Source organism: Micromonospora sp. NPDC049301 (assembly GCF_040678715.1).
GTDB lineage: Bacteria > Actinomycetota > Actinomycetes > Mycobacteriales > Micromonosporaceae > Micromonospora.
This window is the reverse complement of sequence record NZ_JBFAQO010000005.1, coordinates 479,672-503,282: the sequence shown is the minus strand read 5'-3', so window position 1 is coordinate 503,282 and position 23,611 is coordinate 479,672. Positions and strand designations below refer to the sequence as shown.

General features: G+C 72.9%; 20 protein-coding genes. 18 read left to right on the top strand and 2 right to left on the bottom strand.

Features of this window, described 5'->3' with window-relative positions; translation table 11 throughout:
* Position 1: 1 nt before the first annotated feature.
* Together AB0K07_RS18125 and AB0K07_RS18120 are read right to left on the bottom strand one after the other, a co-directional pair.
* Positions 2-1,021 (bottom strand): TAXI family TRAP transporter solute-binding subunit, encoded by a 1,020-nt coding sequence (locus AB0K07_RS18125; RefSeq protein WP_363756416.1) that lies wholly within the window; start codon positions 1,019-1,021, stop codon positions 2-4.
* Positions 1,018-3,288 carry a TRAP transporter fused permease subunit gene (locus AB0K07_RS18120; protein WP_363756414.1) on the bottom strand — a complete coding sequence of 757 codons (2,271 nt, stop codon included), beginning with the start codon at positions 3,286-3,288 and terminating at the stop codon, positions 1,018-1,020. The genes AB0K07_RS18125 and AB0K07_RS18120 overlap by 4 nt, the downstream gene beginning before the upstream one ends.
* 143 nt (positions 3,289-3,431) lie before the next feature.
* On the opposite strand from AB0K07_RS18120, the gene AB0K07_RS18115 reads away from it, so the two are divergent.
* The 18 genes from AB0K07_RS18115 to AB0K07_RS18030 all read left to right on the top strand — a co-directional run bounded on the left by AB0K07_RS18115 (position 3,432) and on the right by AB0K07_RS18030 (position 23,488).
* The gene (locus AB0K07_RS18115) at positions 3,432-4,364 is read left to right on the top strand and encodes an ABC transporter ATP-binding protein (RefSeq protein ID WP_363756412.1); all 933 of its coding nucleotides are present in this window, start codon (positions 3,432-3,434) and stop codon (positions 4,362-4,364) included.
* A 133-nt stretch (positions 4,365-4,497) separates the two neighbouring features.
* On the top strand, positions 4,498-5,040 hold the full coding sequence (locus AB0K07_RS18110) for a hypothetical protein (protein ID WP_363756410.1): 543 nt from the start codon (positions 4,498-4,500) through the stop codon (positions 5,038-5,040).
* 157 nt (positions 5,041-5,197) lie between these two features.
* Positions 5,198-5,998 carry an ABC transporter permease gene (locus AB0K07_RS18105; protein ID WP_363756649.1) on the top strand — a complete coding sequence of 267 codons (801 nt, stop codon included), beginning with the start codon at positions 5,198-5,200 and terminating at the stop codon, positions 5,996-5,998.
* A 9-nt stretch (positions 5,999-6,007) separates the two neighbouring features.
* Positions 6,008-6,817 (top strand): ABC transporter permease, encoded by an 810-nt coding sequence (locus AB0K07_RS18100; protein ID WP_363756408.1) that lies wholly within the window; start codon positions 6,008-6,010, stop codon positions 6,815-6,817.
* A 62-nt stretch (positions 6,818-6,879) separates the two neighbouring features.
* Entirely contained in the window at positions 6,880-7,905 is a 1,026-nt protein-coding gene (locus AB0K07_RS18095; RefSeq protein ID WP_363756406.1) for a YihY/virulence factor BrkB family protein, read from the top strand.
* Positions 7,906-8,168: 263 nt separating this feature from the next.
* The gene (locus AB0K07_RS18090; RefSeq protein WP_363756404.1) at positions 8,169-9,347 is read left to right on the top strand and encodes an ROK family transcriptional regulator; all 1,179 of its coding nucleotides are present in this window, start codon (positions 8,169-8,171) and stop codon (positions 9,345-9,347) included.
* A gap of 172 nt (positions 9,348-9,519) precedes the next feature.
* Complete coding sequence (locus tag AB0K07_RS18085; RefSeq protein WP_363756647.1) at positions 9,520-11,064, top strand: sugar ABC transporter ATP-binding protein; 1,545 nt, start codon at positions 9,520-9,522, stop codon at positions 11,062-11,064.
* A complete protein-coding gene (locus AB0K07_RS18080) occupies positions 11,061-12,188 on the top strand; it encodes an ABC transporter permease (RefSeq protein ID WP_363756402.1) in 1,128 nt (375 codons plus the stop codon). Before AB0K07_RS18085 ends, AB0K07_RS18080 begins: the two co-directional genes overlap by 4 nt.
* 98 nt (positions 12,189-12,286) lie before the next feature.
* Complete coding sequence (locus AB0K07_RS18075; protein WP_363756400.1) at positions 12,287-13,339, top strand: substrate-binding domain-containing protein; 1,053 nt, start codon at positions 12,287-12,289, stop codon at positions 13,337-13,339.
* A 20-nt stretch (positions 13,340-13,359) separates the two neighbouring features.
* On the top strand, positions 13,360-14,586 hold the full coding sequence (locus AB0K07_RS18070; RefSeq protein ID WP_363756398.1) for a Gfo/Idh/MocA family oxidoreductase: 1,227 nt from the start codon (positions 13,360-13,362) through the stop codon (positions 14,584-14,586).
* A gap of 622 nt (positions 14,587-15,208) precedes the next feature.
* On the top strand, positions 15,209-16,375 hold the full coding sequence (locus AB0K07_RS18065; protein WP_363756396.1) for an inositol-3-phosphate synthase: 1,167 nt from the start codon (positions 15,209-15,211) through the stop codon (positions 16,373-16,375).
* The gene (locus AB0K07_RS18060) at positions 16,359-17,243 is read left to right on the top strand and encodes an SCO3242 family prenyltransferase (protein WP_363756394.1); all 885 of its coding nucleotides are present in this window, start codon (positions 16,359-16,361) and stop codon (positions 17,241-17,243) included. Before AB0K07_RS18065 ends, AB0K07_RS18060 begins: the two co-directional genes overlap by 17 nt.
* The gene (locus AB0K07_RS18055; protein ID WP_363756392.1) at positions 17,240-18,259 is read left to right on the top strand and encodes a sugar phosphate isomerase/epimerase family protein; all 1,020 of its coding nucleotides are present in this window, start codon (positions 17,240-17,242) and stop codon (positions 18,257-18,259) included. The genes AB0K07_RS18060 and AB0K07_RS18055 overlap by 4 nt, the downstream gene beginning before the upstream one ends.
* 58 nt (positions 18,260-18,317) lie before the next feature.
* Complete coding sequence (locus AB0K07_RS18050) at positions 18,318-18,956, top strand: EboA domain-containing protein (RefSeq protein WP_363756390.1); 639 nt, start codon at positions 18,318-18,320, stop codon at positions 18,954-18,956.
* Positions 18,956-19,810 (top strand): TatD family hydrolase, encoded by an 855-nt coding sequence (locus tag AB0K07_RS18045; RefSeq protein WP_363756388.1) that lies wholly within the window; start codon positions 18,956-18,958, stop codon positions 19,808-19,810. The genes AB0K07_RS18050 and AB0K07_RS18045 overlap by 1 nt, the downstream gene beginning before the upstream one ends.
* Complete coding sequence (gene eboE, locus AB0K07_RS18040; protein WP_363756386.1) at positions 19,810-21,009, top strand: metabolite traffic protein EboE; 1,200 nt, start codon at positions 19,810-19,812, stop codon at positions 21,007-21,009. Before AB0K07_RS18045 ends, eboE begins: the two co-directional genes overlap by 1 nt.
* Positions 21,006-22,424 carry a nucleotide pyrophosphatase/phosphodiesterase family protein gene (locus AB0K07_RS18035; protein WP_363756384.1) on the top strand — a complete coding sequence of 473 codons (1,419 nt, stop codon included), beginning with the start codon at positions 21,006-21,008 and terminating at the stop codon, positions 22,422-22,424. The genes eboE and AB0K07_RS18035 overlap by 4 nt, the downstream gene beginning before the upstream one ends.
* A complete protein-coding gene (locus tag AB0K07_RS18030; RefSeq protein ID WP_363756382.1) occupies positions 22,421-23,488 on the top strand; it encodes a polyprenyl synthetase family protein in 1,068 nt (355 codons plus the stop codon). The genes AB0K07_RS18035 and AB0K07_RS18030 overlap by 4 nt, the downstream gene beginning before the upstream one ends.
* The last annotated feature ends 123 nt before the right edge of the window (positions 23,489-23,611 follow it).

Here is a 23,611-nt window from a genome sequence, read left to right as displayed (position 1 = left end):
GTCACTTGGCGCCGAGACCCTCCAGCGCCTTGGCGGCACCGCGGTGCAGCGGCACCGGCTCGGTCCTGCGGGCGTTCTCCAGCGAGATGCCCCGGGCCGCCGGGTTCGCCTGGGCCAGGGCGTCGCGCTTGTCGAACACCGTCCGGGTGATCGCGCAGGCGACGTTGGCGTCCAGGTCCTTGCGGACCAGCAGCACGTTCGGCACCACGATCGTGGGGGTGTCCGCCGCCGTCCGGTACGCGTCCCGGCCGATCGTCCCGGCCTGGTACGCGGGGCTCAGCTCGGCCATCTTCGGCAGCAGGGGCGCGATGTCGAGGAACTTCACCGTGTCGCCGGCGGTGGTGAACAGGTCGGTCAGGCCGCCGGTGGGCAGGCCACCGGACCAGAAGAAGCCGTCGATGCTGCCGTCCTTGACACCCTCGACCGTCTTGGTCAGGTCGAGGCGCTGCGCCCGGATGTCCTTGGCCGGATCGAGGCCCGCCGCCTCCAGCAGCCGGTTGGCGATCACCTCCGTGCCGGACTTCGGTGATCCCGTGGAGATCCGCTTGCCCCGCATGTCGGCCACCGAGCCGATCCCGGAGTCGTTGCGGACGACGACCTGCGTGTAGTTGTCGTAGATGCGCGCGAGCGCCTCGACCGGCTGCGGCGCCGTGAAGCTGCCCTTGCCCTGCACCGCGTTGACCGCCGTGTCGAAGAGGGAGAACGCCACGTCGTACTGGCCGCTGACCAGCTGCTCGACGTTCTGCACCGAGGCGCCGGTCTCGGCGGCGGTGCCGGTGAGCTTGCCACCGGTCGCCCCGGACAGCTGCCCGGCCAGGGCGTTGCCGACCACGTAGTAGACGCCTGTCGCGTTGCCGGTGGCGATGCCCACCCGGGTCTCCCGGGTCACGTCGCAGGTGACCTCGCTGGCCGTGTCGTCCTTGGCGGCGCCGCCCTGCTGACCTCCGCACCCCGCGCCGCCGACCGTCACGAGGGCCAGCACGCTCAGGCCCGCCACGAGCCGTACGTCGATTCGTCTCACAGTGTCTCCTCCCGGAGGTTGGCTGGTGATCCGGCTCGCGGCCCGCCGGCCCGGCCGGCGGCTCCGCGTCGTACGAGCACCCCCACCACCGTGATGGCGGCCAGGGTGACGCCGACCGCGACCGGCACGGGTTCGAGCCAGAGCAGGGTGACGCCGGCGAGTGCGCCGAGCACGCGTTCCGGGGCGCCGGCGGGGCCGACGCCGGGCAGCCAACCGCCGGCGGCGACGGCGAGCACCGCCATGCTGAGGGCGATGACCACAGCGGCGACGGCGATCCGCCGCGCGCCGCCGATGCCGAGCAGCCCGAGCCCGGCCGGCGTGATCACGAAGGCGATCGGGGTCAGGTAGGCCGGCAGCGCGTAGCGCAGGGTCTGCCACATGGTCGGCACCAGCCGGCCGCCGGTGACGGCGGCGGCGGCAACCGCGGCGAGCGCGGTCGGCGGGGACACCTCGGACAGGACCGCGAAGTAGAAGACGAACATCGCGGCGGCCGGCGCCGTCACGCCCAGGTCGAGCAGCGCCGGGCCGACGATCACCCAACCGATCACGAACGAGGCGGTGACCGGCACGGCCAGGCCCAGCAGGGTCAGTGCGACGGCCGCGAGCAGCGCGGTCAGCACCAGCACGAGGGTCGGGTCCGAGGTGACCGCCTCGGCCCCGCCGACCAGCAGCGCCGCCGCCTGCGGCCCGAGGCCGGTCTTCGTGGTGGTGGCCGTGATGATGCCGGCGGCGGCGCAGACGGCGGTCACCGCCAGCACCCCGCGTACGCCGGTGACGAGCGCGGCCACCAGCCGGGCCGGGGTGAGCCGGTGCGCCCGGTCCAGAAAGGAGAGTGCGACCGCCAGGACGGTGGCGAAGACGACCGCCCGCGTCGCGGACACCCCGACGGCGAGAAGCACGACGATGGCGATCAGCGAGGCGAAGTGGTAGCCGAACCGGGCCAGCAGGCGCCACGGCGAGCTGACGTCGATCACCACCGGGCGTACGCCGGAGCGCCGGGCGTCGATCTCCACGGCGAGGAGGATGCCCAGGTAGTAGAGCACCGTCGGCACGGTCGCCCAGCCCAGCACCTGCAGGTACGACACGCCGAGGTACTCGGCGATGATGAACGCCGCCGCCCCCAGGGTGGGCGGGGAGAGGATCGCCCCCACGCCGGCCGCGGCCAGCATGCCGCCGGCCCGCTCCGGGGGATATCCGGCGCGGCGCAGCAGGGGCCAGGTGACCGCGCCGATGCTCACCGTCGTCGCGGCGCCGGACCCGGAGACCGTGCCGAGCAGGAAGCCGGAGGCCACCGCCGTCCGCCCGGCGGCGGTACGCGAGCGACGGAACGCCGCCGCCGACAGCTCGACGAAGAACCGCCCCGCTCCGGAGAGCTCCAGCGCCGCGCCGTAGATGGTGAACAGCACGATGTACGAGGCGGCCACGTCCAGCGGAGTGCCGTAGAAGCCGCTGTCCGAGTTGTAGAACGCGTCGATCAGCTGGCTGAAGTCGAGCCCGGCGTGGGCGACCGGCCAGGACTGCGGCAGTAGCCCGCCGTAGTAGCCGTAACCGAGGAACAGCAGGCAGACGGTGGGCAGGATCCATCCGGTGGTCCGCCGGCACGCCTCCAGCAGCAGGAGCAGCAGGACGGTGCCCATCGCCAGGTCCACCGGAACGAGCAGACCCTGCCGGTCGAGGAAGGCGTTGTAGCCGCCGCCGCCCGTACCGATCGAGATCGGCAGCACGGGATAGAGGCACCCGGCCACCGCGAGGGCGACCAGGGCCCAGTCCACCGCGGTGGGTCGCGCGGGTGCCGGACGTGGCAGGCCCGGCCCGACCGGACGGTCGGCGCCGCCGGTGCGGCGCAGCCGGGCCCGCAGCCGGGCCGCCAGCCGCAGGTCGGCCGGGTAGACCAGGAAGACCAGCGGCAGTACGCCCGCCAGGAAGAAGATCAGGTAGTACTTGCTGCCCTGCGCCAGCGGACGGAACACCTGCCAGAGGGCGAGCGCGCCGACCGCCAGCGACGCCACGGTGAGGAGCAGGCCGGCCGGCCCGGACAGCACCCGCCCGGGTTTCTCGTCCTCGAACTGGGCGGCCAGGTCCCGAGTCGCCCGCTCGGCGTCGGCGGGGGCGTCGTCGTCGACCCGCCCGGCCGGGCCGGGCGTGCTGACCTCGGCCGCTCTCGGTCGGGGCGCTGTGCCGCCGTCGCCCGGCGTGGGCTCGTCGGCGGACGTGGTGGCTGGTCGTGCGGGTGGTGGCGATCCGTCGGGCGAACGGGTGGGCGACACGAGGGGACGATACACGTCGATCAAGCGGACGGTGGGGCATCGACGGGTGTTTCGTCGCTTCACGATCGGGACGGTGCCGCCGTCCCGTCGCTCCGGTCGAATTTGCGTGGAGAGCTGTCGGACCCGGCCGTTAGGGTCGGGCGGTGACTTCGGGGCGACCACTGATTCAGGCTCGGGGGCTGGTGAAGCGGTTCGGCGACTTCACCGCCGTGGCCGGCATCGACGTCGAGGTGCGCTCGGGCGAGGCGTTCGGCTTCCTCGGGCCCAACGGCGCGGGCAAGTCCTCCACCATGCGGATGGTCGGCTGCATCTCCCCACCGAGCGGGGGCGAGCTGCGCATCCTCGACATGGATCCGGTCCGCGACGGGCCGGCGATCCGGGCCCGGCTCGGCGTCTGCCCGCAACTGGACAATCTCGACCCCGAGCTGACCGTCCGGGAAAACCTCACCGTCTACGCCCGCTATTTCGGCATCTCCCGTCGGGCGGCCCGGGAGCGCTCCGCTGAGCTGCTCGACTTCGTCCAGCTCAGCGAGCGGGCCGACAGCAAGGTCGAGCCGCTCTCCGGCGGGATGAAGCGCCGCTTGACCATCGCCCGCGCGCTGGTCAACGAGCCGGAGATCGTGCTGCTCGACGAGCCGACCACGGGGCTCGACCCGCAGGCCCGGCATCTGGTCTGGGAGCGGCTGTTCCGGCTCAAGCAGCAGGGCGTCACGCTGGTGCTCACCACGCACTACATGGACGAGGCCGAGCAGCTCTGCGACCGCCTGGTGGTGATGGACGGCGGCCGGATCGTCGCCGAGGGTTCGCCCCGGGCGCTGATCGAGCAGCACTCCACCCGCGAGGTGGTCGAGCTTCGCTTCGCCGCCGAGTCGCAGGAGCCGTTCGCCGGCAAGCTCGACGGGCTGGGGGAGCGGGTCGAGGTGCTGCCCGACCGGGTCCTGCTGTATGTGCCCGACGGCGACGCGGCGGTCGCCCAGGTCGCCGCGCTGGGGCTGAGCCCGGCCAACGTGCTGGTGCGGCGCAGCGGCCTGGAGGACGTCTTCCTGCACCTGACCGGGCGCACCCTGGTCGACTGACCCGCGTCGGCGTCCGCTGATCCGGTTCGGAACGGGTGGCGCACGGGCCGGGGTGCGCCGCCGGGGTGATCTTCCGTAGCATCGGCAGCCCGGTCGGCATGTCCGTCCGCCCGGAAGCTGACCAGGGGGTTTCATGTCCGACGTGCAGACCAAGAGCCGGCACCAGGCCGGGCTGACCGCCCTGTACCTGGGCATCTTCGCCACGGTCTGGTTCAGTGTGCCGGCCGCGGAGCAGCCGTTGCGCGCCCTGCTGGTGGTGGGCAGCGTGGCCGCCCTGCTCACCGCTGTGGCGGGCGGGGTGGTGTCGGCCCACACCCGGGGCGCCGGCGGCGCGACCCGGGACCGGGCGACCGACCGACGGTACCTGCTCATCGTCGTCGCCGAGTTCGCCGCCGCCGGGCTGGGCGCCGCCGTGCTGGCCGCCGCCGACTTGTCGGAGTACATCCCGGTGCTGGTCTGCGCGGTGGTCGGGCTGCACTTCTTCCCGCTCGCTCCGCTGCTGCGGGACCCGCTGCTCCGGCCGCTCGGTGTCGCGTTGTGCGTGGTGGCGGCGGCGGGGCTCGTCGTCGCGCTCGCCTCGGCGGTGTCCGCCGGTCTGGTGGTCGGCACCGGCGCGGGGCTGCTGCTGCTCGGCTACGCCGTGCAGGCGTTGATCCGCGCGTACCGGCGGGCCTGACCAGCCGAGCCCCGCCGACGATCAACGCTCAACCGGTTCTGAAACCCGGGCGACACGTCGGCCGGCTCGCCGTAGGGTGACCGCGGCCTGTCGTACCCCGGGGGTAGACAGGGTCGTGGTGGGTGGGCACGGCGTGGTGGGGGTGGTCGTGGTGAGCGTGGCGGGTTCGGCGCGGGAGCGGGCTCGGCCGGCGTTGCCACGCGTCCCGGCGCTCGCCGTGTTGGAGTACTTCCTGGTGGGTTACCGGCGCACCTGGCGGGCCGGGGTGTTCTCCTCGTTCCTGCTGCCGGTGCTGACCGTGCTCGGCTTCGGGCTGGGCGTGGGCGCCTACATCGACCAGGGCGTCGGCGGGGTGCGCTACCTCGACTGGCTGGTCCCCGGGCTGATCGCCTCGACCGCCCTCCAGGTGACCGTCGGCGACTCGACGTGGCCGGTGTTCAGCAGCTTCCAGTGGATCAAGACGTACTTCGCGCAGAGCGCGGCACCGCTGCGGGTGGCCGACATCCTGGCCGGGCACCTGGCCTTCGTGCTGTTCCGGGTGCTCACCACGATCGCGGCGTTCCTGCTGGTCACCGGGTTGTTCGGGGCGCTGCGCTCACCGTGGGGGGTGGCCACCCTGCCGGTGGTGGCGTTGCTCGGGCTGGCCGTGGCCGCACCGACCTTCGCGTACGCCGCGTCGGTGTCCAGCGACAGTTGGCTGGCGATGCTGTTCCGGTTCGCGGTCATTCCGATGACGCTGTTCGCCGGGGTGTTCTTCCCGGTCGAGTCGCTGCCCGAGGCGCTGCGCTGGCTGGCGTACGTGACGCCGCTGTGGCACGCCGTCGACCTCTGCCGGGCGGCCACGCTCGGCGTCGCCCCACAGTGGTCGATCGCCGGGCACCTGCTCTACCTGGTGGCCTGGTCGCTCGCCGGCTGGCTGCTGGCGCTGCGCGCGTTCCGTCGCAAGCTCATCGTCTAGGGAGTGGTCGTGGTCACGCTGATCCTGCCTCGGCTGGTCGACGTCTCCGCCGCGTCCCGGCGGTCGGCGTCGGTGGTCGAGCGCAACGTCGCGGCGCTGAAGTCGGTCTACTGGCTGCTGCTGCTCTCCGGCTTCGTGGAGCCGCTGCTCTACCTGCTCTCGATCGGGGTGGGCGTCGGCACGCTGGTCGGTGACCTGCCGCTGCCCGACGGGCGGCTGGTCTCGTACGCCGAGTTCGTGGCCCCGGCGATGCTCGCCTCCTCCGCCATGACGGGGGCGCTCGCGGAGACCACGTTCAACTTCTTCGGCAAGATGAAGTACATGAAGCTGTACGACGGGGTGATCGCCACCCCGGTACGGCCGTTCGAGATCGCCCTCGGCGAGCTGGGCTGGGCGATGCTGCGGGGCAGCGCCTACTCGGCGGCGTTCCTCGGGGTGATGGTCGCGCTGCGCCTGACCACCGTCGCTCGGGCGCTGACCGCCCTTCCGGCCGCCGTGCTGGTCGGGTTCGCGTTCGGCGCGCTCGGCATGGCGCTGTCGACCTTCATGCGCGGCTGGCAGGATTTCGACCTGATGGGCTCCGCCCAGTTCACCCTCTTCCTCTTCTCCGGCACGTTCGTGCCGGCGCAGGCGTACCCGACCCTGCTGCACTGGCTGGTCGAGGTCACCCCGCTCTACCGGTCGGTGCACCTGATCCGCGGCGTCGCGCTGGGCACCGGCGGCTGGTTCTGGCTGCTCGACGTGCTCTACCTGCTGGCGATGATGGCGCTCGGCCTGCTGGTCGCCTCCCGCCGGATGGGCAGGTTGCTCTACCGGTAGGGGTTACGTGCCGCCCTCGTCGGGGCATGTCGGAGGCGACACCACGACGATGAGGAGGGGCGATGGCCTCCGACCAGTCTTCCGCTGCCAGCGGGCGTGACCGTGACTCGGCCCGTGGGCCGGTCGGCCCCGACGAGGGGCCGGACAGCCCCACCGACCTGCCCGGCAGCGGCTGGAAGGCGGCGCTGCGACGGACGGTCACCGAGTTCCAGGACGACAGCCTCACCGACTGGGCGGCGGCGCTGACCTACTACGGGGTGCTGTCCATCTTCCCCGGGCTGCTGGTGCTGATCTCCATCCTCGGCCTGCTCGGCGAGACCGCCACCCAGGGCGTCGAGGACACCGTCAAGCAGGCGGTGCCCGAGGGCAACATCCAGAAGATCATCACCGATGCGATCAACCAGGCGGGTGACAACGGCGGGCTGGCCAGCATCGCGGCCATCATCGGTCTGCTGGCCGCGTTCTGGTCCGCGTCCGGCTACATCGCCGCGTTCATGCGCGCCTCGAACACCATCTACGACGTGCCGGAGGGGCGGCCGATCTGGAAGACCCTGCCGATCCGGGTCGGCGTGACCGCGGTGATCGGCGTGCTGCTGCTGGCCTGCGCGGTGATCGTGGTCTTCACCGGCCGCCTCGCCGAGCTGGTGGGGAACGCGATCGGTGTGGGGGGCACGGCGGTCACGGTGTGGAACATCGCCAAGTGGCCGGTGCTGCTGGTCCTGGTCAGCCTGATGTTCGCCATCCTCTACTGGGCCTCGCCGAACGCGCGGCACGGCGGGTTCCGCTGGGTGAGCCCGGGCGGGGTGCTGGCCGTGGTGGTCTGGCTGCTGATCTCCGGCCTGTTCGCCTTCTACGTCAGCAACTTCGGCTCGTACAACAAGACCTACGGTGCGCTGGCCGGGGTGATCATCTTCTTGGTCTGGCTCTGGTTGAGCAACATCGCGATCCTGCTGGGCGCCGAGTTCGACGCGGAGCTGGAACGCAGCCGGGCCATCTCGGCCGGGCACTCGGCCGACGAGGAGCCGTACGTCGAGCTGCGCGACGACCGCAAGCTCCGGAAGAAGCGGAACTCCGCCGGCCGCCGCTGACCCGTCTGCCGTCAAACCGCCCCGCCACCTGCGTAACGGGTGGTGGGGCGGTCTCGTGTCCGCCGGCGGCACGCCAGGCGAGTAAACCCGGGCGGTCGGTGATCCTTTTCTTGATCGACTAGTAGCTTTTGTTCTTCTGGACAAAAGTTGGGATCAGAACGGCTGAAGCTCTGGACACGCGGTGCGGAACGCTCCTACTGTGTCGGACACAACACATCGGCATTGCGCCGATGTGAACGAGTCCAATGAAGAGGTGAGTCCGGGTGCGGACCGTCGACCCCCTGCACGTCCGGCTGTTGCGGTTGCTCCGCGACGAGGGGGCCGTGTCCCGGGCCGAGCTGGCCGACCGGCTCCAGATGCCGCGCCCGCGTCTCCTGGCCGAGCTGGATCGACTGGTCGCGTTGGGCTATGTCGCCGAAGCCGGGCTCGCCGCCTCCCGGGGCGGGCGCCGCTCCACCCTGGTGGAGCTGAACCCGAAGCTACGGTTCGCGGCCGTCGACCTGGGCGCCAGCTCGATGGATGTCGAGGTGGTCAACGGTCGGCTCGAACCGGTGGCCCACTACGCCGAGGCCGCCGACATCCGCAACGGGCCGAAGGTGACCCTGCAACGGGTCAACGAGCTGCTGCACAAGGCCAAGGTCGACGGCGCGTACGAGCGGCTGGACGCGGTGGGAATCGGTGTGCCCGGCCCGGTCAGCTTCCGCGACGGCGTCCCGGTCTCGCCGCCGATCATGCCCGGCTGGGACCGGTTCCCGGTGCGCGAGCTGCTCAGCCGGGAGCACGGCTGCCCGGCGGTGGTCGACAACGACGTCAACATCATGGCGATCGGCGAGCGGCACGGCGGGGTCGCCCACTCGGTGGACGACTTCCTCTTCGTGAAGATCGGCACCGGAATAGGGTGCGGGATCTACCTCACCGGCGAGGTCTACCGGGGCACCGACGGCTGCGCCGGGGACATCGGCCACATCCAGGTCGACGCGCACGGTCCCATGTGCTCCTGCGGCAACGTGGGTTGCCTGGAGGCGTTGTTCAGCGGTGCCGCGCTGGCCAAGGACGCCACCGCCGCCGCCCGCAGCGGGGGGTCGCCGGCGCTGGCCGAGCGGATCGCCCTGCGCGGCGTGGTGACCGCGCTGGACGTCGCCGAAGGCGCCGTCGAGGGCGACGTGACCTGCATCCAGCTGATCCGCGACGGTGGCCGACGGGTCGGCGGTGTGCTCGCCGGTCTGGTCAGCTTCACCAACCCGTCCATGATCGTGATCGGCGGCGGGCTGGCCCAGCTCGGGCACATCCTGCTCGCCGAGATCCGCAGCGTGGTCTACCGACGGTCGCTGCCGCTGGCCACCGGCAACCTGCCCGTCGTGCTGTCCGAGCTCGGCGGTCGGGCCGGCGTCGCCGGTGCCGCGGTGCTCGCCAGCGACGTGGCCTTCGCGGAGGCCACATGAGCCCGCAGTCGCGTGCGAAGAGTCGTCGCGAGCCGTCAACCGCCGACCGTGGAGCCGTCGTGAGCCCGCGGTCGCGTACCGGAAATCCGTCGTGAGCGAGGAGGAGACTGTGGCCCAGTCCGAGGAGAACGCCGCCACCGCGCCGACGGACACCAGCGTCGACGCGCCGCTGATCGAAGCCCCCGCCGACACCGTCGCCGGCGAGGTCGTCCTGCGCCTCACCGACGTGGTCAAGACGTTCCCCGGAGTCCGCGCCCTGGACGGCGTGCAGCTGGAGGTGCGCGCCGGCGAGGTGCACTGCCTGCTCGGGCAGAACGGCGCCGGCAAGTCCACCCTGATCAAGGTGCTGGCCGGCGTGCACCGGCCGGACTCCGGCGAGGTCGAGTGGCGCGGCGAGCCGGTCACCTTCGCCAACCCGCAGGCCGCCATGCGCGCCGGCATCGCGACCATCTACCAGGAGCTCGACCTCGTCGAGGATCTCTCGGTGGCGGACAACGCCTTCCTCGGCCACGAGCACCGCAGCTTCGGGTTCGTCCGGCGCGGCAAGATGGCCCGGCACACCCGGCAGATCCTCGGCCGGCTCGGCCACGGCGAGATCCCGCCGGGGCGGATGGTCCGGGCGCTGCCGGCCGCCGGCAAGCAGGTCGTCAGCATGGCGCGGGCGCTGTCGCACGAGGCCCGACTGATCATCATGGACGAGCCGAGTGCCGTGCTGGCCCACGACGAGGTCGGCAACCTGTTCCGGATCATCCGCGAGCTGACCGCGCAGGGCATCGCGGTCATCTACATCTCCCACCGGCTGGAGGAGATCCGCGAGATCGGCGACCGGGTCACCGTCCTCAAGGACGGTCGGACCACGGCGGCGAACCTGCCGGCCCGCGACACTCCGACCCGCGACCTGGTCAGCCGGATGACCGGGCGCACCATCGAGTACGTCTTCCCGGACCGGCCGACCGACGACACCGTCGGCGCCGAGCTGCTCCAGGTGGAGGGGCTGACCCGTCCCGGGGAGTTCGCCGACGTCTCGCTCGACGTCCGCGCCGGGGAGATCGTCGGCATCGCCGGCCTGGTCGGCTCCGGTCGCTCCGAGCTGCTGGAGACCATCTACGGCGCCCGCACCGCGGAGTCCGGCTCCATCCGGATGGCCGGGCGGGTCCTGCGTCCGGGCAGCGTCGGCGCGGCGGTACGGGCCGGCATGGGAATGGCTCCGGAGGAACGCAAGAGCCAGGCGCTGCTGCTCGGTGAACCGATCTACCGCAACGTCACGCTGGCCACCTTCGGCCGGTACGCGCGGCTCGGCTTCACCGACGCCGCCAAGGAGCGCGCCGAGGCGGACCGGATCGCCGAGAGCCTGGAGCTGCGGCCCCGCGACGTCGACCGGCCGGTGCGCACCCTCTCCGGCGGCAACCAGCAGAAGGTGGTGGTCGGGCGCTGGCTGCTCGGCGGCACCAAGCTGCTGCTGCTCGACGAGCCCACCCGGGGCGTGGACGTGGGCGCCCGGGCCGAGCTCTACCAGGTCATCCGGGCGTTGGCCGCGCAGGGCGTCGGGGTGCTGCTGGTCTCCAGCGAAGTTCCCGAGGTGCTCGGTCTGGCCGACCGGGTGCTGGTGATGCGGGAAGGGCGGGTCGTCCGCGAGGCCGCGGCCGGCGAACTCGACGAGAACACCGTGCTCGACCTCGTGATGGCGGGGTCCCTGATGGAAGGCGCACCGGCATGAGCGACGCGACTCCCACTCCAACGGCGACACCGGAGCGCGCGCAGCTTCCGGCCCAGTCGCCGCCGGTGGACCCGGCCGAGACGGCGGTGGCCAGCGACAAGGCGACCTCCACGGGCCGGCTCTCCTGGTGGCGGGGGGACGGCGGTGACGGCGCGAAGCGCAACCTCGGCCTGATCGGTGTGCTGGCCGCACTCATCGTGGTCGGCGCGATCACCAAGCCGGACCTGTACGGCGACCCCAACTGGGTCTGGAACAACGTTCTGGCCATCCTGCAACTGGCCTCCGTCGTCGGCGTGGTCACGGTCGGCATGACCTTCGTGATCATCGGCGGCGGGATCGACCTCTCGGTCGGGGCCATCGTCGCGCTGGCCGGCGTCTGGTGCACCACGGTAGCCACCCAGAGTTACGGCGCCGGGGGCATGATCTTCGCCGCCCTCGTGGTCGGCATCTGCGTCGGCCTGATCAACGGCGTGCTCATCTCGTACGGGCGGCTGGTGCCGTTCATCGCGACGCTCGCGATGCTGGTGGCCGCGCGCGGACTCGCGGCGTCGATCTCCAACAAGCAGACCCAGGTGTCGAGCAGCACCTTCATCAACGACATCGCCGCCCGCAAGGTGCTCGGGATTCCGATCCTCGTCTACATCCTCGGCGCGGTGGTGGTGGCCGGCTGGATCCTGCTCAACCGGACGACCTTCGGTCGGCGGACCATCGCGGTCGGCGGTAACCCGGAGGCGGCCCGGCTGGCCGGCATCAACGTCCGCCGGCACACCATGCTGCTCTACGCGCTCTCCGGTCTCTGCTGCGGTATCGCCGCCATCATGCTCACCTCCCAGGCCACCTCGGCCCAGGCGGCGATGGCCAACCTCTACGAGCTGGACGCGATCGCCGCCGCGATCATCGGCGGGACGCTGCTCAGCGGTGGCCGGGGCACGATCGTCGGCTCACTGCTCGGCGTGATCATCTTCGCCACGATCACCAACCTCTTCGCCATCAACGGCCTCTCCATCGAGGCACAGAACATGGTCAAGGGCGGCATCATCGTCGCCGCCGTCCTGGTCCAGCAGTTCCAGTTCAAGTCCTTCACTCGGCTCCTCGCGCGGAACAGGGTCACCACCGCAACCTGACGCACCGCACCGTTGTCCCGGGCGACGTCGAGAAATTCGACAGTGGCCGGACCTCGCACACCCTCACCAAACCGAATCCCGCTCCCAGGAGGTCATTCATGACCCAGCACAGTCGCGACCTGTCGCGCCGCCGGTTGCTCTTCGGTGGAGCCGCAGTCGGCGCCGCCACCCTCCTCACCGCCTGCACCAGTAACGACACGCCGGCCGCCAGCACGCAGACCAAGGCCGCCGGAAACAGCGAAGGCAACAACGCCCCGGGCAAGAAGGTCGTCATCGGTTTCTCCGCGCCGGCCGCCGACCACGGCTGGATGGGTGCGATCCACGCCAACGCGAAGGCGCAGGCCGCGGCCTACTCCGACGTGGAGTTCAAGGAGGTCGACGGTGGGTCGAACTCCGAGGCCCAGCGCTCCACGCTCGGCACGCTGATCGCCCAGAAGCCGGACATCATCGTCGTGCTGCCGCACGACGGCAAGGAGGTCAACGCCGTTGCCCTCCAGGCGATGCAGGCGGGCATCCCGATCGTGAACCTCGACCGGGCCTTCCCCGACGCGCTGGCCTCGCGGCTGGTCATCAAGGGCGACAACTACGGCATGGGCGTCTCGGCCGGGCACTTCATCGGCAAGCAGCTCAAGGACAAGGGCGTCGCCAACCCGGTGATCGGTGAGATCGCCGGCCTGGAGATCCCGCTGACCGTCGAGCGCAGCGCCGGCTTCGCGGCGGCCCTGGCGACGTACGGGTTCAAGGTGGGCAACCGGCGCTCGGCCGAGTTCACCTCGGACAGCGGCCAGCGCGAGGCGGCCCAGCTGCTCCAGGCACTGCCGAAGATCGACGCGATCTGGAACCACGACGACGACCAGGGCATCGGCGTGCTGGCCGCCATCAAGCAGGCCAACCGCTCGGAGTTCTTCATGGTCGGCGGCGCGGGTTCGAAGCTCGCGATCGACGCGATCAAGGCCGACAACACCGTGCTCAAGGCGACGGTCACCTACAACCCGTCGATGGCCTCGTCGGCGGTCTCCCTCGCGCGGCTCATCGCGCAGGGCCGGGGCCTGGGCGACCTGACGGAGCTGCAGGTTCCCAAGGAAGTGACCCTGGCCTCGGAGACGATCACCAAGGAGAACGCGAGCAGCTACGACAAGCTCGGGTTCTGACACACGGGGGGAGACCCACCTTGTCCACGACAGACAGAGAACTGCGGATCGGCATGGTCGGTTACGCGTTCATGGGCGCCGCGCACTCGCAGGCGTGGCGCACCGTGAACCGCGTGTTCGACCTGCCGGCGCGGGCCCGGATGGCGCTTATCTGCGGCCGGGACACCGGAAAGGTGGCCGACGCCGCCGACCGGCTCGGCTGGGACGCGTACACCACGGACTGGCGTGACCTGATCAACCGGGACGACATCGACGTGGTCGACGTCTGCACCCCGGGTGACAGCCATGCCGAGATCGCCCTCGCCGCGTTGGCCGCCGGCAAGCACGTGCTGTGCGAGAAGCCGTTGGCCAACACGGTGGCCGAGGCACGGGCGATGACCGCCGCGGCGGACACGGCCCGGGTAGCCGGGGTGCGGTCGATGTGCGGGTTCAACTACCGCCGGGTCCCCGCGGTCACGATGATGCGCCAGTTGGTCGCCGACGGACGGCTCGGGGTGATCCGGCACGTCCGGGCGACGTACCTGCAGGACTGGATCGTGGATCCGCAGTTCCCGCTGGTCTGGCGGTTGCAGAAGGACAGGGCGGGCTCCGGCGCGCTCGGCGACATCGGCGCGCACATCATCGACCTGACCCAGTTCGTGACCGGCCAACGGATCACCGGCGTCAGCGCGGTCACCGAGACCTTCGTCAAGGAACGGCCGTTGCCGGCCGGGTCCAGCGGGTTGGCGGCCACGGTGGACGGCGGCGGGTCGGTGGACGGCAACGGTTCGGCCACCGGTCCGGTCACCGTCGACGACGCCGCGGTCTTCGTGGCCCGGCTCGACGGTGGCGCGCTGGCCACGTACGAGGCGAGCCGGTTCGCCACCGGCCGCAAGAACGCCCTGCGTGTCGAGATCAACGGCTCGCTCGGCAGCGTGGTCTTCGACCTGGAACGTCTCAACGAGCTGGAGTTCTACGACGCCACCCGGCCCACCGTGGAACAGGGTTTCAGCCGCATCCTGGTGACCGAGGGCGAGCACCCGTACATGTCGGCGTGGTGGCCGCCCGGCCACATCATCGGCTACGAGCACTCCTTCACCCACCAGATGCGCGACTTCATCGAGGCGGTCGCGACCGGCGCCGATCCGGCTCCGTCCTTCGCCGACGCGTTGCAGGTCCAGCTCGTGCTGGACGCGGTGACCCGTTCGGCGGAGATCGGCTCCTCCTGGACCGAGGTGTCGCCGGCGTTGGCGGCGGTGGCCGTCTGACCTTCTGACCATCCGCGACGGTGGTGTTCGCGTCACCGTCGCCCGACCGGCTTTCCGGAGCCGACCGGCGAGGGACCGGCCGCGGTTTGCGCCCCGCGGCCGGGACGAGGTCGGCACCGGAGGGCGTGCAGCCGGGCCGTATGGCCCGGTGGCGCACGAGCAGGACGGTCGTCCGGTGCGACCGGACCGGGATTCCCCGGCCGCACCGGAGGACCGCCACCATCCCCGGCGATCCGGAGGACCCGATGGCACTGCCCGCCGTTGCTCCCACCCGTACCGCTTCCGCCCGCCGACGTCCGGCGGGCCGCGCACCGGTCGACGATCCGGTGGGCACGGCGGCCTGAGACGTTCGGTCGGGGTGCGCCAACGCCCCGGCCGGTCGGATGCGGGGGAGGCAGGGTCGAGACGCCGACCGACCCTGCCTACCAGCCCCGTCTGTCCGCACCCGTACCGGGAGCCGGTCCGGCGTCGTCGCCGCCGACGCCGACGTCGGAACCCGGTGCCATCCCGGTGCGGGGCGGGCGGGCGGGGCCCATCCAGCAAGGGCGTATCTTTCCGAGAAATATTCTGATATTCCTATATTTAGTTTCACCGACGGCCCTCCTGAACGGGAAGGAGCACCATGCGAACGGGTGTCTGGCTGGTAGGTGCGCGCGGTTCCGTGGCCACCACCAGCATCGTCGGAGGGCTCGCCCTGCGGGCCGGCCTGGCCGGGCCGACCGGCTGTGTCACCGAGCTTCCCCAGCTACGCGGCCCGGCCCTGCCGTCCTTCGCCGACCTGGTCTTCGGCGGGCACGACCTGGCCACCACCCCGCTGTGCAAGCGGGCCGAGGCGCTGGCCGACAGCGGCGTCATCCCGGGCCGGCTGGTCGCCGCGCTCCCCGACGAGCTGGCCGCTGTCGAGCAGGAGCTGCGCCCCGCGCCGGACGGCGGCACCCAGGCCGACCGGGCCGCCGCCGTGGTCCGCGACCTCACCGCCTTCCGTGAGCGCCACGCACTGGACCGGGTGGTGGTCGTCAACGTCTCCGCCACCGAACCGGTCCCCGCGCCGCACCCCGGGCACGCCGATCCGGACGCGCTGCGCGCCGCCCTCGCCGGCCCCGACGAGGTGCTGCCGCCCAGTTCCCTGTACGCGTACGCGGCGCTGTTGGCCGGCTGCCCGTACGTCGACTTCACCCCGTCCACCGGGCTGCGGCTGCCGGCGCTGACCGCGCTCGCCGAGCAGGTCCGGCTGCCGTACGCCGGGCACGACGGCAAGACCGGGGAGACCCTGGTCAAGTCGGTGCTCGCGCCGATGTTCGCGATGCGGAACCTGGCCGTGCGCTCCTGGTCGGGCGTCAACCTGCTGGGCGGCGGCGACGGCGCCACCCTCGCCGACCCGGCGGCCAACGCGGCGAAGGTGCAGAGCAAGCAGCGGGTGCTCGGCGAGACGCTGGGCTACCTGCCCCAGGGCGGCACCCGGATCGAGTACGTCGAGGAGCTGGGCGACTTCAAGACCGCCTGGGATCTGATCACCTTCGCCGGCTTCCTCGGCACCGGGATGCGGATGGAGTTCACCTGGCACGGCTGCGACTCCGCGCTGGCCGCCCCGCTGGTGCTCGACCTCGCCCGGCTCACCGCCGCCGCGCACGCGGCCGGGCACGTCGGGCCGCTGACCGAGCTGGGCTTCTTCTTCAAGGACCCGCTCGGCGCACCCACCCACTCGCTGGCCGAGCAGTGGGCCCGGCTGGCCGACTTCACCCGTGCGCTGCACGCCGACCTGGACGGTTCCGATGACAACGTTGGCTGACCTCGCCGAGCTGGTCCGGGCGCCGGCCGCGCTCTCGGTGCCCGGCGACGTGGTCGCCGGCGCGGCGGCGGCCGGCGCGTTGAGCCGGCGTACCCCCGCCCTGGCCGGCGCCTCGGTGCTGCTGTACTGGGCCGGCATGGCCGCCAACGACTGGGCCGACCGGCGGCTGGACGCCGTCGAGCGGCCGGAACGGCCCATCCCCAGCGGCCGCGTCGCCCCCGCCGCCGCGGTCGGCCTCGCGGCGGGCCTCACCGCCGCCGGCGTGGGCCTGGCCGCCGCCGTGGGCGGTCGCCGCGCCGCCGCGCTCGCCGTGCCGCTGGCCGCCAGCATCTGGGGGTACGACCTGCTGGCCAAGAACACCGCCGCCGGGCCCGCCGTGATGGCCGCCTGCCGGGGGCTGGACGTGCTGCTCGGCGCGTCCGGTGGCCGGCTGACCCGGGCGCTGCCGGCGGCGGCGACCGTCGCCGCGCACACGTGGACGGTCACCGCACTGTCCCGCCGCGAGGTCACCGGCGCCGACGCCGCGTTGCCACTGCGCACGTTGGCCGGCACCGCACTCGTGGCCGCCAGCGCCGCCGTCGCCGCCCCCGGCGCGGGTCGCGGCCCGGCGCGACCGGTCGGGCTGGTCGCCGCGCTGCCCGCCGTGCTGGCCGGCTGGTACGCCACCCGCTACGGCGCGGCCCAGGCGCAGGTGGTCCGCGACCCGTCGGCCGGGCGGGTACGCGCCGCGGTCGGCGCCGGGATCACCGGACTCCCGGCCCTCCAGGGAGCGCTCACCGCCCGCGGCGGAGCCGGTCTGCTCGGGCTGGCCGTCGCGGCGGCGGCACCGTTGGGCCGGCGGCTGGCCCGGAAGGTCTCCCCGACATGACCGCCCCCCGCCCCCGCCCCGCGCCGCCGGCCGCCGACGCGCGGACGCTGCGCCTCGGGTACGGCACCAACGGCTTCGCCAACCACCGGCTCGACGACGCGCTCGCCGTCATCGCCGATCTCGGCTACGTCGGGGTGGCGCTCACCCTCGACCACGACCACCTCGACCCGTTCGCCCCGGGGCTGACCCGCCGGATCGCGGCGGTCGGCCGGCGGCTGAGCGCGCTGGGCCTCGCCGTGGTGATCGAGACCGGTGCCCGCTACCTGCTCGACCCGTGGCACAAGCACGCGCCGACGCTGCTGCACGACGACCCGACCCGGCGGATCGAGTTCCTGCGCCGGGCCGTCCGGATCGGCGCGGACCTGGGCGCGGAGGCGGTCTCCTTCTGGGCCGGCGTCCGCCCCGAGGCGGTGCCACCGCAGACGGCCTGGGACCGGCTGGTGGCCGGTTGCGCCACCGTGGTCGACGCCGCGGACGCGGCGGGCGTGACCCTCGGCTTCGAACCCGAGCCGGGAATGCTGGTCGAGGACATCGCCGGCTGGCGTCGGCTGCGCGCGGCACTCGGCGACCCGGGCCGCTTCGGCATCACCCTCGACATCGGGCACTGCCGGTGCCTGGAGCCGTGGTCGGTGCCGCAGTGCGTCGCCGAGGTGGCCGCGCACCTGGTCAACGTGCAGATCGACGACATGCGCCGGGGCGTGCACGAGCACCTCGAGTTCGGCTCCGGCGAGATCGATTTTCCGCCGGTGCTGGCCGCCCTGGCGCAGGCCGGCTACCGCGGTCTGGTCGCCGTCGAGCTGCCCCGGGACTCGCACGCCGCGCCCGCCGTGGCCGCCCGGTCGATCGAGTTCCTGCGTGCCGCCGCCGCGACGGCGGCGGCCCGGAGCACGACCGCGAGCACGGCGGCGACCGGCCGGCCCACCAAGGACGAGGTACCCGCAGGTGCCCTTTGCTCTGCTTCAACGGACGCAACAGCGGCCGTCCGCTATCCGGACAGTGGCCGTCGCGTGGAGTGAAGCAGAGCAGAGGGCGCGGCTGGGGTGCCTGCGGAGCAGCACAAGGGGAGGAGACGGGATGACACCGGATTCACTACGGGCCGCGCTGCGGGGCGTACCCGATCCCGACTGGCTGGACACGGCGCTGCGCCGGGTCGCGGCCGAGCCCACCGACATCACCCGGCTCTTCCCGGCCGCCGGCCGGCGTTGCGGCCGGGCCGCACTGCCCGACGCCCCCGGCTGGACGGCCGACGACGCGGCCCGGGTGCTGCTGCTCACCGCCCTGCCCGCCGACCACGCCGACCACGCCGACGCGCTCTACCGGCACGGCGACGCGGCCGAGCGGCGGGCCGTGCTGCGCGCCCTGCCGCTGCTGCCGATCGGGGCCGCCGGGGTGCCGCTGCTGCACGACGCGATCCGGACCAACGACACCCGTCTGGTCGCCGCCGCGCTCGGCCCGTACGCCCGGCACCTCGACCCGGCCGCCTGGCGGCAGGCGGTGCTCAAGTGCGTGTTCACCGGCGTGCCGCTGGCCGTCGTGGCCGACCTGGACGCCCGCGCCGACGGTGAGCTGGCCGCGATGCTGGCCGCGCTGGCCGCCGAGCGGCACGCCGCCGGCCGGGAGATGCCCACCGACGCCACCGACCTGCTCGACCGGCTCACCGCGCACAGCGGAGGGACCGGCACCGTCGACCGTTCCACCCCCACGGAGGCGTGATGCGCATCTTCGACCCCCACATCCACATGACGTCACGCACCACGGACGACTACGAACGGATGGCCGCCGCCGGCGTCCGGGCCGTGGTGGAGCCGGCGTTCTGGCTGGGTCAGCCCCGCACCAGCGCCGCCTCGTTCGCCGACTACTTCGACTCGCTGATCGGCTGGGAGCCGTTCCGCGCCGGGCAGTTCGGGGTGCGGCACCACGCCACCGTGGCGCTGAACCCCAAGGAGGCGAACGACCCGCGCTGCCGGCCGGTGCTCGACCTGCTGCCGCGCTACCTGGACAAGGACGCCGTGGTCGCGGTCGGCGAGATCGGGTACGACTCGATGACCCCGGAGGAGGACGAGGCGTTCGCCGCGCAGCTCGCGCTGGCCGTGGCGTACGACCTGCCGGCGCTGGTGCACACCCCGCACCGGGACAAGGCCCGGGGCGTCGAGCGCACCCTCGCCGTGGTCACCGAGTCCGGCATCGACCCGGGCCGGGTGGTGGTCGACCACCTCAACGAGGTGACCGTCAAGCTGGTCCGGGACACCGGCTGCTGGCTCGGGTTCTCCATCTACCCGGACACCAAGATGTCCCCGCCCCGGATGGTGGAACTGCTGCGGGAGTACGGGACCGAACGGATGCTGGTCAACTCCGCCGCCGACTGGGGGCGCTCGGACCCGCTGCTGACCCGGGCCACCGGCGAGGCGATGCTGCTGGCCGGGTTCACCGACGACGACGTCGACCGGGTGCTGTGGCGCAATCCGGTCGAGTTCTACGGGCAGTCCGGCCGGCTCGACCTGACCGACCTGGACCTCGCAGCCGTGGACCCGGAGACCGGCAACTCGATCCTGCGTGGCGGCAGCTGATGCGGCTGCGGCACGCCGGCGGCGACACCGTCCACCTCGGCTACTGCACCAACGTGCACCCCGCCGAGACGCTCGCCGGCATCCTCGCCCAACTGGACACCTACGCCGTGCCGGTACGCGCGGCGCTCGGCACCGACCTGCTCGGCCTCGGCCTGTGGCTGGCCGCGCCGGTCGCCGCCGAGCTGGCCGCCGACCCGGCGCTGCGCCGTCGGCTGCGCGCCGAGCTGGACGCGCGGGGGCTGGAGGTGGTCACCCTCAACGGCTTCCCGTACGCGGCCTTCCAGGTGCCGGTGGTCAAGCACGACGTCTACCGGCCGGACTGGACCACCGGGCAGCGGTTGACGTACACCCTGGACCTGGCCCGGGTGCTCGCCGACCTGCTGCCCGACGACGCCGCCCGGGGCTCGATCTCCACCCTGCCGCTGGCCTGGCGGCAACCCTGGGACGCCGAGCGGGCCGACGCCGCCCGACGCCGGCTGGACCAGCTCGCGGCCGGCCTGGCCGCGGTGCAGCGGGACACCGGCCGTCAGGTGCGCGTCGGCTTCGAACCGGAGCCGGGCTGCGTCGTGGAGAGCACCGGTCAGGCCGCCGCGCTGCTGTCCGGGATGGACACCGAGCGGTTGGGTGTCTGCGTCGACCTGGCCCACCTCGCGTGTGCCTGGGAGGAGCCGGCCGCCGCGCTGGACCGGCTTCGGGTGGCGGGCCTGCCGGTGGTCAAGGTGCAGGTCTCCGCCGCCGTCGAGGCGGCCGACCCGGCCGGCGGCGCGGACGCGCTGCGCCGCTGGGTGGAGCCGCGCTTCCTGCACCAGACCCGGGGCGCCGGCTGCGCGGGCGGGGCCGACCCGGCCGACCCGGCGTACGCGGCCGACGACCTGGACGCTGCGCTGGATGCCGAGCTGCCCGGCCCGTGGCGGGTGCACTACCACGTGCCGCTGCACGCCCCACCCGAGGAACCGCTCGGCTCCACCCTGCCGGTGCTGCGCGCCGCGCTGGCCGCGCTGTACGCCGGTCCGGCGGCCGGTTGCGACCACCTCGACGTGGAGACGTACACCTGGGGGGTGTTGCCGGAGGCGCGGCGGCCGGGCACCGACGCGGAGTTGGCCGCCGGCATCGCCGCCGAGCTGGCCTTCGCCCGCGACGAGCTGGTCGGCCTGGGCCTGACCCCGGAGCTGACCGTCACTTCGGGGGTGTCGCGATGAGCCGACGACTGGTGGTGCTCGACGTGGTCGGGCTGACCCCGCGACTGCTGGCGCACATGCCCCGGCTGCGCGGCGTCGCCGACGGTGGCTTCCGGGCCGAGCTGGGTACGGTGCTGCCCGCGGTGACCTGCTCGGTGCAGTCCACCTTCCTCACCGGCGAGCCACCGAGCGGGCACGGGATCGTCGGCAACGGGTGGTATTTCCGGGAGCTCGGCGAGGTGCTGCTGTGGCGGCAGCACAACGCGCTGGTCGGCGGGGAGAAGCTCTGGCAGGCCGCCCGGCGGGCCGAGCCCGGCTACACCGTCGCCAATGTCTGCTGGTGGTACGCCATGGGCGCGGACGTCGACTGGACGGTCACCCCGCGCCCGGTGTACTACGCGGACGGGCGCAAGGAGCCGGACTGCTACACCGACCCGCCGGAGCTGCACGACGCGCTCACCGGACGCCTGGGCACCTTCCCGCTGTTCACCTACTGGGGGCCCACGGCCGGGCTGCCCTCGTCCCGGTGGATCTGCCAGGCCGCCGAGCAGATCCTGGCCGACGTGTCGCCCGACCTGACCCTGGTCTACGTGCCGCACCTGGACTACGACCTGCAACGGTACGGCCCGTCCTCGGCGCAGGCCGCCGCCGCGGCGGCCGAGCTGGACACGGTGCTCGGCCCACTGCTGGACGCCGCCCGGGCCCGCGACGCCACCGTGGTGGTGCTGTCGGAGTACGGCATCACCGACGTGTCCCGGCCGGTGGACGTCAACCGGCTGCTGCGCGCCGAGGGCCTGCTGCGGGTGCACACCCAGGCCGGCATGGAGTACCTCGACCCGTGGACGTCGCGGGCGTTCGCTGTCGCCGACCACCAGGTCGCGCACGTCTACGTCAAGGACCCGGCCGACCTGCCGACGGTGGCGAAGCTCTGCGCCGGCCTGCCCGGGGTGGCCGAGGTCCTCGACGCCGAGGGGAAGGCCGCGCACGGGCTGGACCATCCGCGCGCCGGTGAGCTGGTGCTGGTGGCCGAGCCGGATTCCTGGTTCACCTACTACTACTGGCTGGACGACGCCCGGGCGCCGGACTTCGCCCGGCTGGTGGAGATCCATCGGAAGCCGGGCTACGACCCGGCGGAGCTGTTCTTCGATCCGGCCAACCCCGGTGCCGCGAAGGCTCGGGCCGGGGTCGCCCTGGCCCGCAAGAAGCTCGGCATGCGGTACCTGATGAGCGCGGTCGGCCTGGACGCCGGGGCGCGTGCGGTACGCGGCTCGCACGGCCGGCTGCCGACCGACCCGGCGGACGCCCCGGTGCTGCTCTGCTCCGACCCGGCCGCCGCCCGGGAGCGGATCGCGGCGACCGAGGTCAAGGCGCTGCTGCTGGAGTTGGCCGGACTGACCGGCGGCGCGGAGGCGGGCCGGCCGGAGGTGGGGTCATGACGGTCACGGTCGCGCCCACCGACACGAGTGGGCTGCGGGCGCGCTTCGACGCGGAACTGGCCGCCTTCCTCGACCGGCAGGGCCCGGATTGGCCGGACGGCGCGCCGCGCGGCGTGTTCACCGCGCTGCACCGGTTCGTGCTGGCCGGCGGGAAGCGGCTACGCCCGCTCTTCTGCTACTGGGGCTGGCGCGGTGCCGGGGCGGCCGACGGCACCCCGATCGTGGTGGCCGCGGCGGCGCTGGAGCTGTTCCACGCGTTCGCGTTGATCCACGACGACATCCTCGACGGCAGCGACCGCCGTCGGGGTGAGCCGTCGGTGCACCGGCTCTTCGCCGATCTGCACGCCCGCTCGTCGTGGCGCGGCGACCCCGAGGCGTACGGGCGGAACACCGCGCTGCTCTGCGGCGACCTCTGCGCGGCGTGGTCCGACCAGATGTTCCACGAGTGCGGCCTGAGCACGGAGCAGGTGCACCGGGGGTACGGGGTGTTCGCGCTGATGCGGACCGAGGTGATCGCGGGGGAGTACCTGGACCTCGTCTCCGGGGTGGGTGACGGCTCGGTCGCCAGCGCGCTCACCGTGATCCGGATGAAGGCGGCCCGGTACACGGTGACCCGGCCGTTGCAGATCGGCGCGGCCCTGGCCGGCGCGGGGCCGGAGCTGATCGCCGCGTTGGGCGAGTTCGGCGACCCGCTGGGGGACGCGTTCCAGCTCCGCGACGACGTGCTGGGCGTCTTCGGCGATCCGGCCGTCACCGGCAAGTCCGTCCTCGACGACCTGCGCGAGGGCAAGTCGACGGTGATGATGGCGCTGGCCCGCAGCGCGGCCGACCGGGCGCAGACGGCCCGGCTGCGCGAGCTGTTCGGCAACCCCGCGCTCGATGCCGACGGTGCCGCGGAGCTGCGCGGCATCATCGAGTCGACCGGTGCCCGGGATCGGATCGAGCAGATGATCCGGGTCCGGACCGAGGCCGCGCTGGCCGCGCTGGAGAGCGCGATGGTGGCCGAGGAGGCCCGTGCCGCGCTGATCGCGCTGGCCGCGCAGGCGATCGACCGCCGCGCCTGACCCGCCGGCGCTCGCCGCACGGTTCCCCGGACATCATCCCCGGTGTCCGGGGAACGGCGCTGCCTGCCAACTTTCAGTCGAATCGACGAAAGTTCATGCCGGCTCGCCGGAAGGTATGGACAC

What these genes read in the sequence shown, in the direction of transcription:
- AB0K07_RS18110 (WP_363756410.1), top strand. Translation starts at nt 4,498, where the DNA reads ATGTCCGACGTGCAGACCAAGAGCCGGCACCAGGCCGGGCTGACCGCC.
- AB0K07_RS18095 (WP_363756406.1), top strand. Translation starts at nt 6,880, where the DNA reads ATGGCCTCCGACCAGTCTTCCGCTGCCAGCGGGCGTGACCGTGACTCG.
- AB0K07_RS18080 (WP_363756402.1), top strand. Translation starts at nt 11,061, where the DNA reads ATGAGCGACGCGACTCCCACTCCAACGGCGACACCGGAGCGCGCGCAG.
- AB0K07_RS18075 (WP_363756400.1), top strand. Translation starts at nt 12,287, where the DNA reads ATGACCCAGCACAGTCGCGACCTGTCGCGCCGCCGGTTGCTCTTCGGT.
- AB0K07_RS18065 (WP_363756396.1), top strand. Translation starts at nt 15,209, where the DNA reads ATGCGAACGGGTGTCTGGCTGGTAGGTGCGCGCGGTTCCGTGGCCACC.
- AB0K07_RS18060 (WP_363756394.1), top strand. Translation starts at nt 16,359, where the DNA reads ATGACAACGTTGGCTGACCTCGCCGAGCTGGTCCGGGCGCCGGCCGCG.
- AB0K07_RS18055 (WP_363756392.1), top strand. Translation starts at nt 17,240, where the DNA reads ATGACCGCCCCCCGCCCCCGCCCCGCGCCGCCGGCCGCCGACGCGCGG.
- AB0K07_RS18050 (WP_363756390.1), top strand. Translation starts at nt 18,318, where the DNA reads ATGACACCGGATTCACTACGGGCCGCGCTGCGGGGCGTACCCGATCCC.
- AB0K07_RS18045 (WP_363756388.1), top strand. Translation starts at nt 18,956, where the DNA reads ATGCGCATCTTCGACCCCCACATCCACATGACGTCACGCACCACGGAC.
- eboE (WP_363756386.1), top strand. Translation starts at nt 19,810, where the DNA reads ATGCGGCTGCGGCACGCCGGCGGCGACACCGTCCACCTCGGCTACTGC.
- AB0K07_RS18035 (WP_363756384.1), top strand. Translation starts at nt 21,006, where the DNA reads ATGAGCCGACGACTGGTGGTGCTCGACGTGGTCGGGCTGACCCCGCGA.
- AB0K07_RS18030 (WP_363756382.1), top strand. Translation starts at nt 22,421, where the DNA reads ATGACGGTCACGGTCGCGCCCACCGACACGAGTGGGCTGCGGGCGCGC.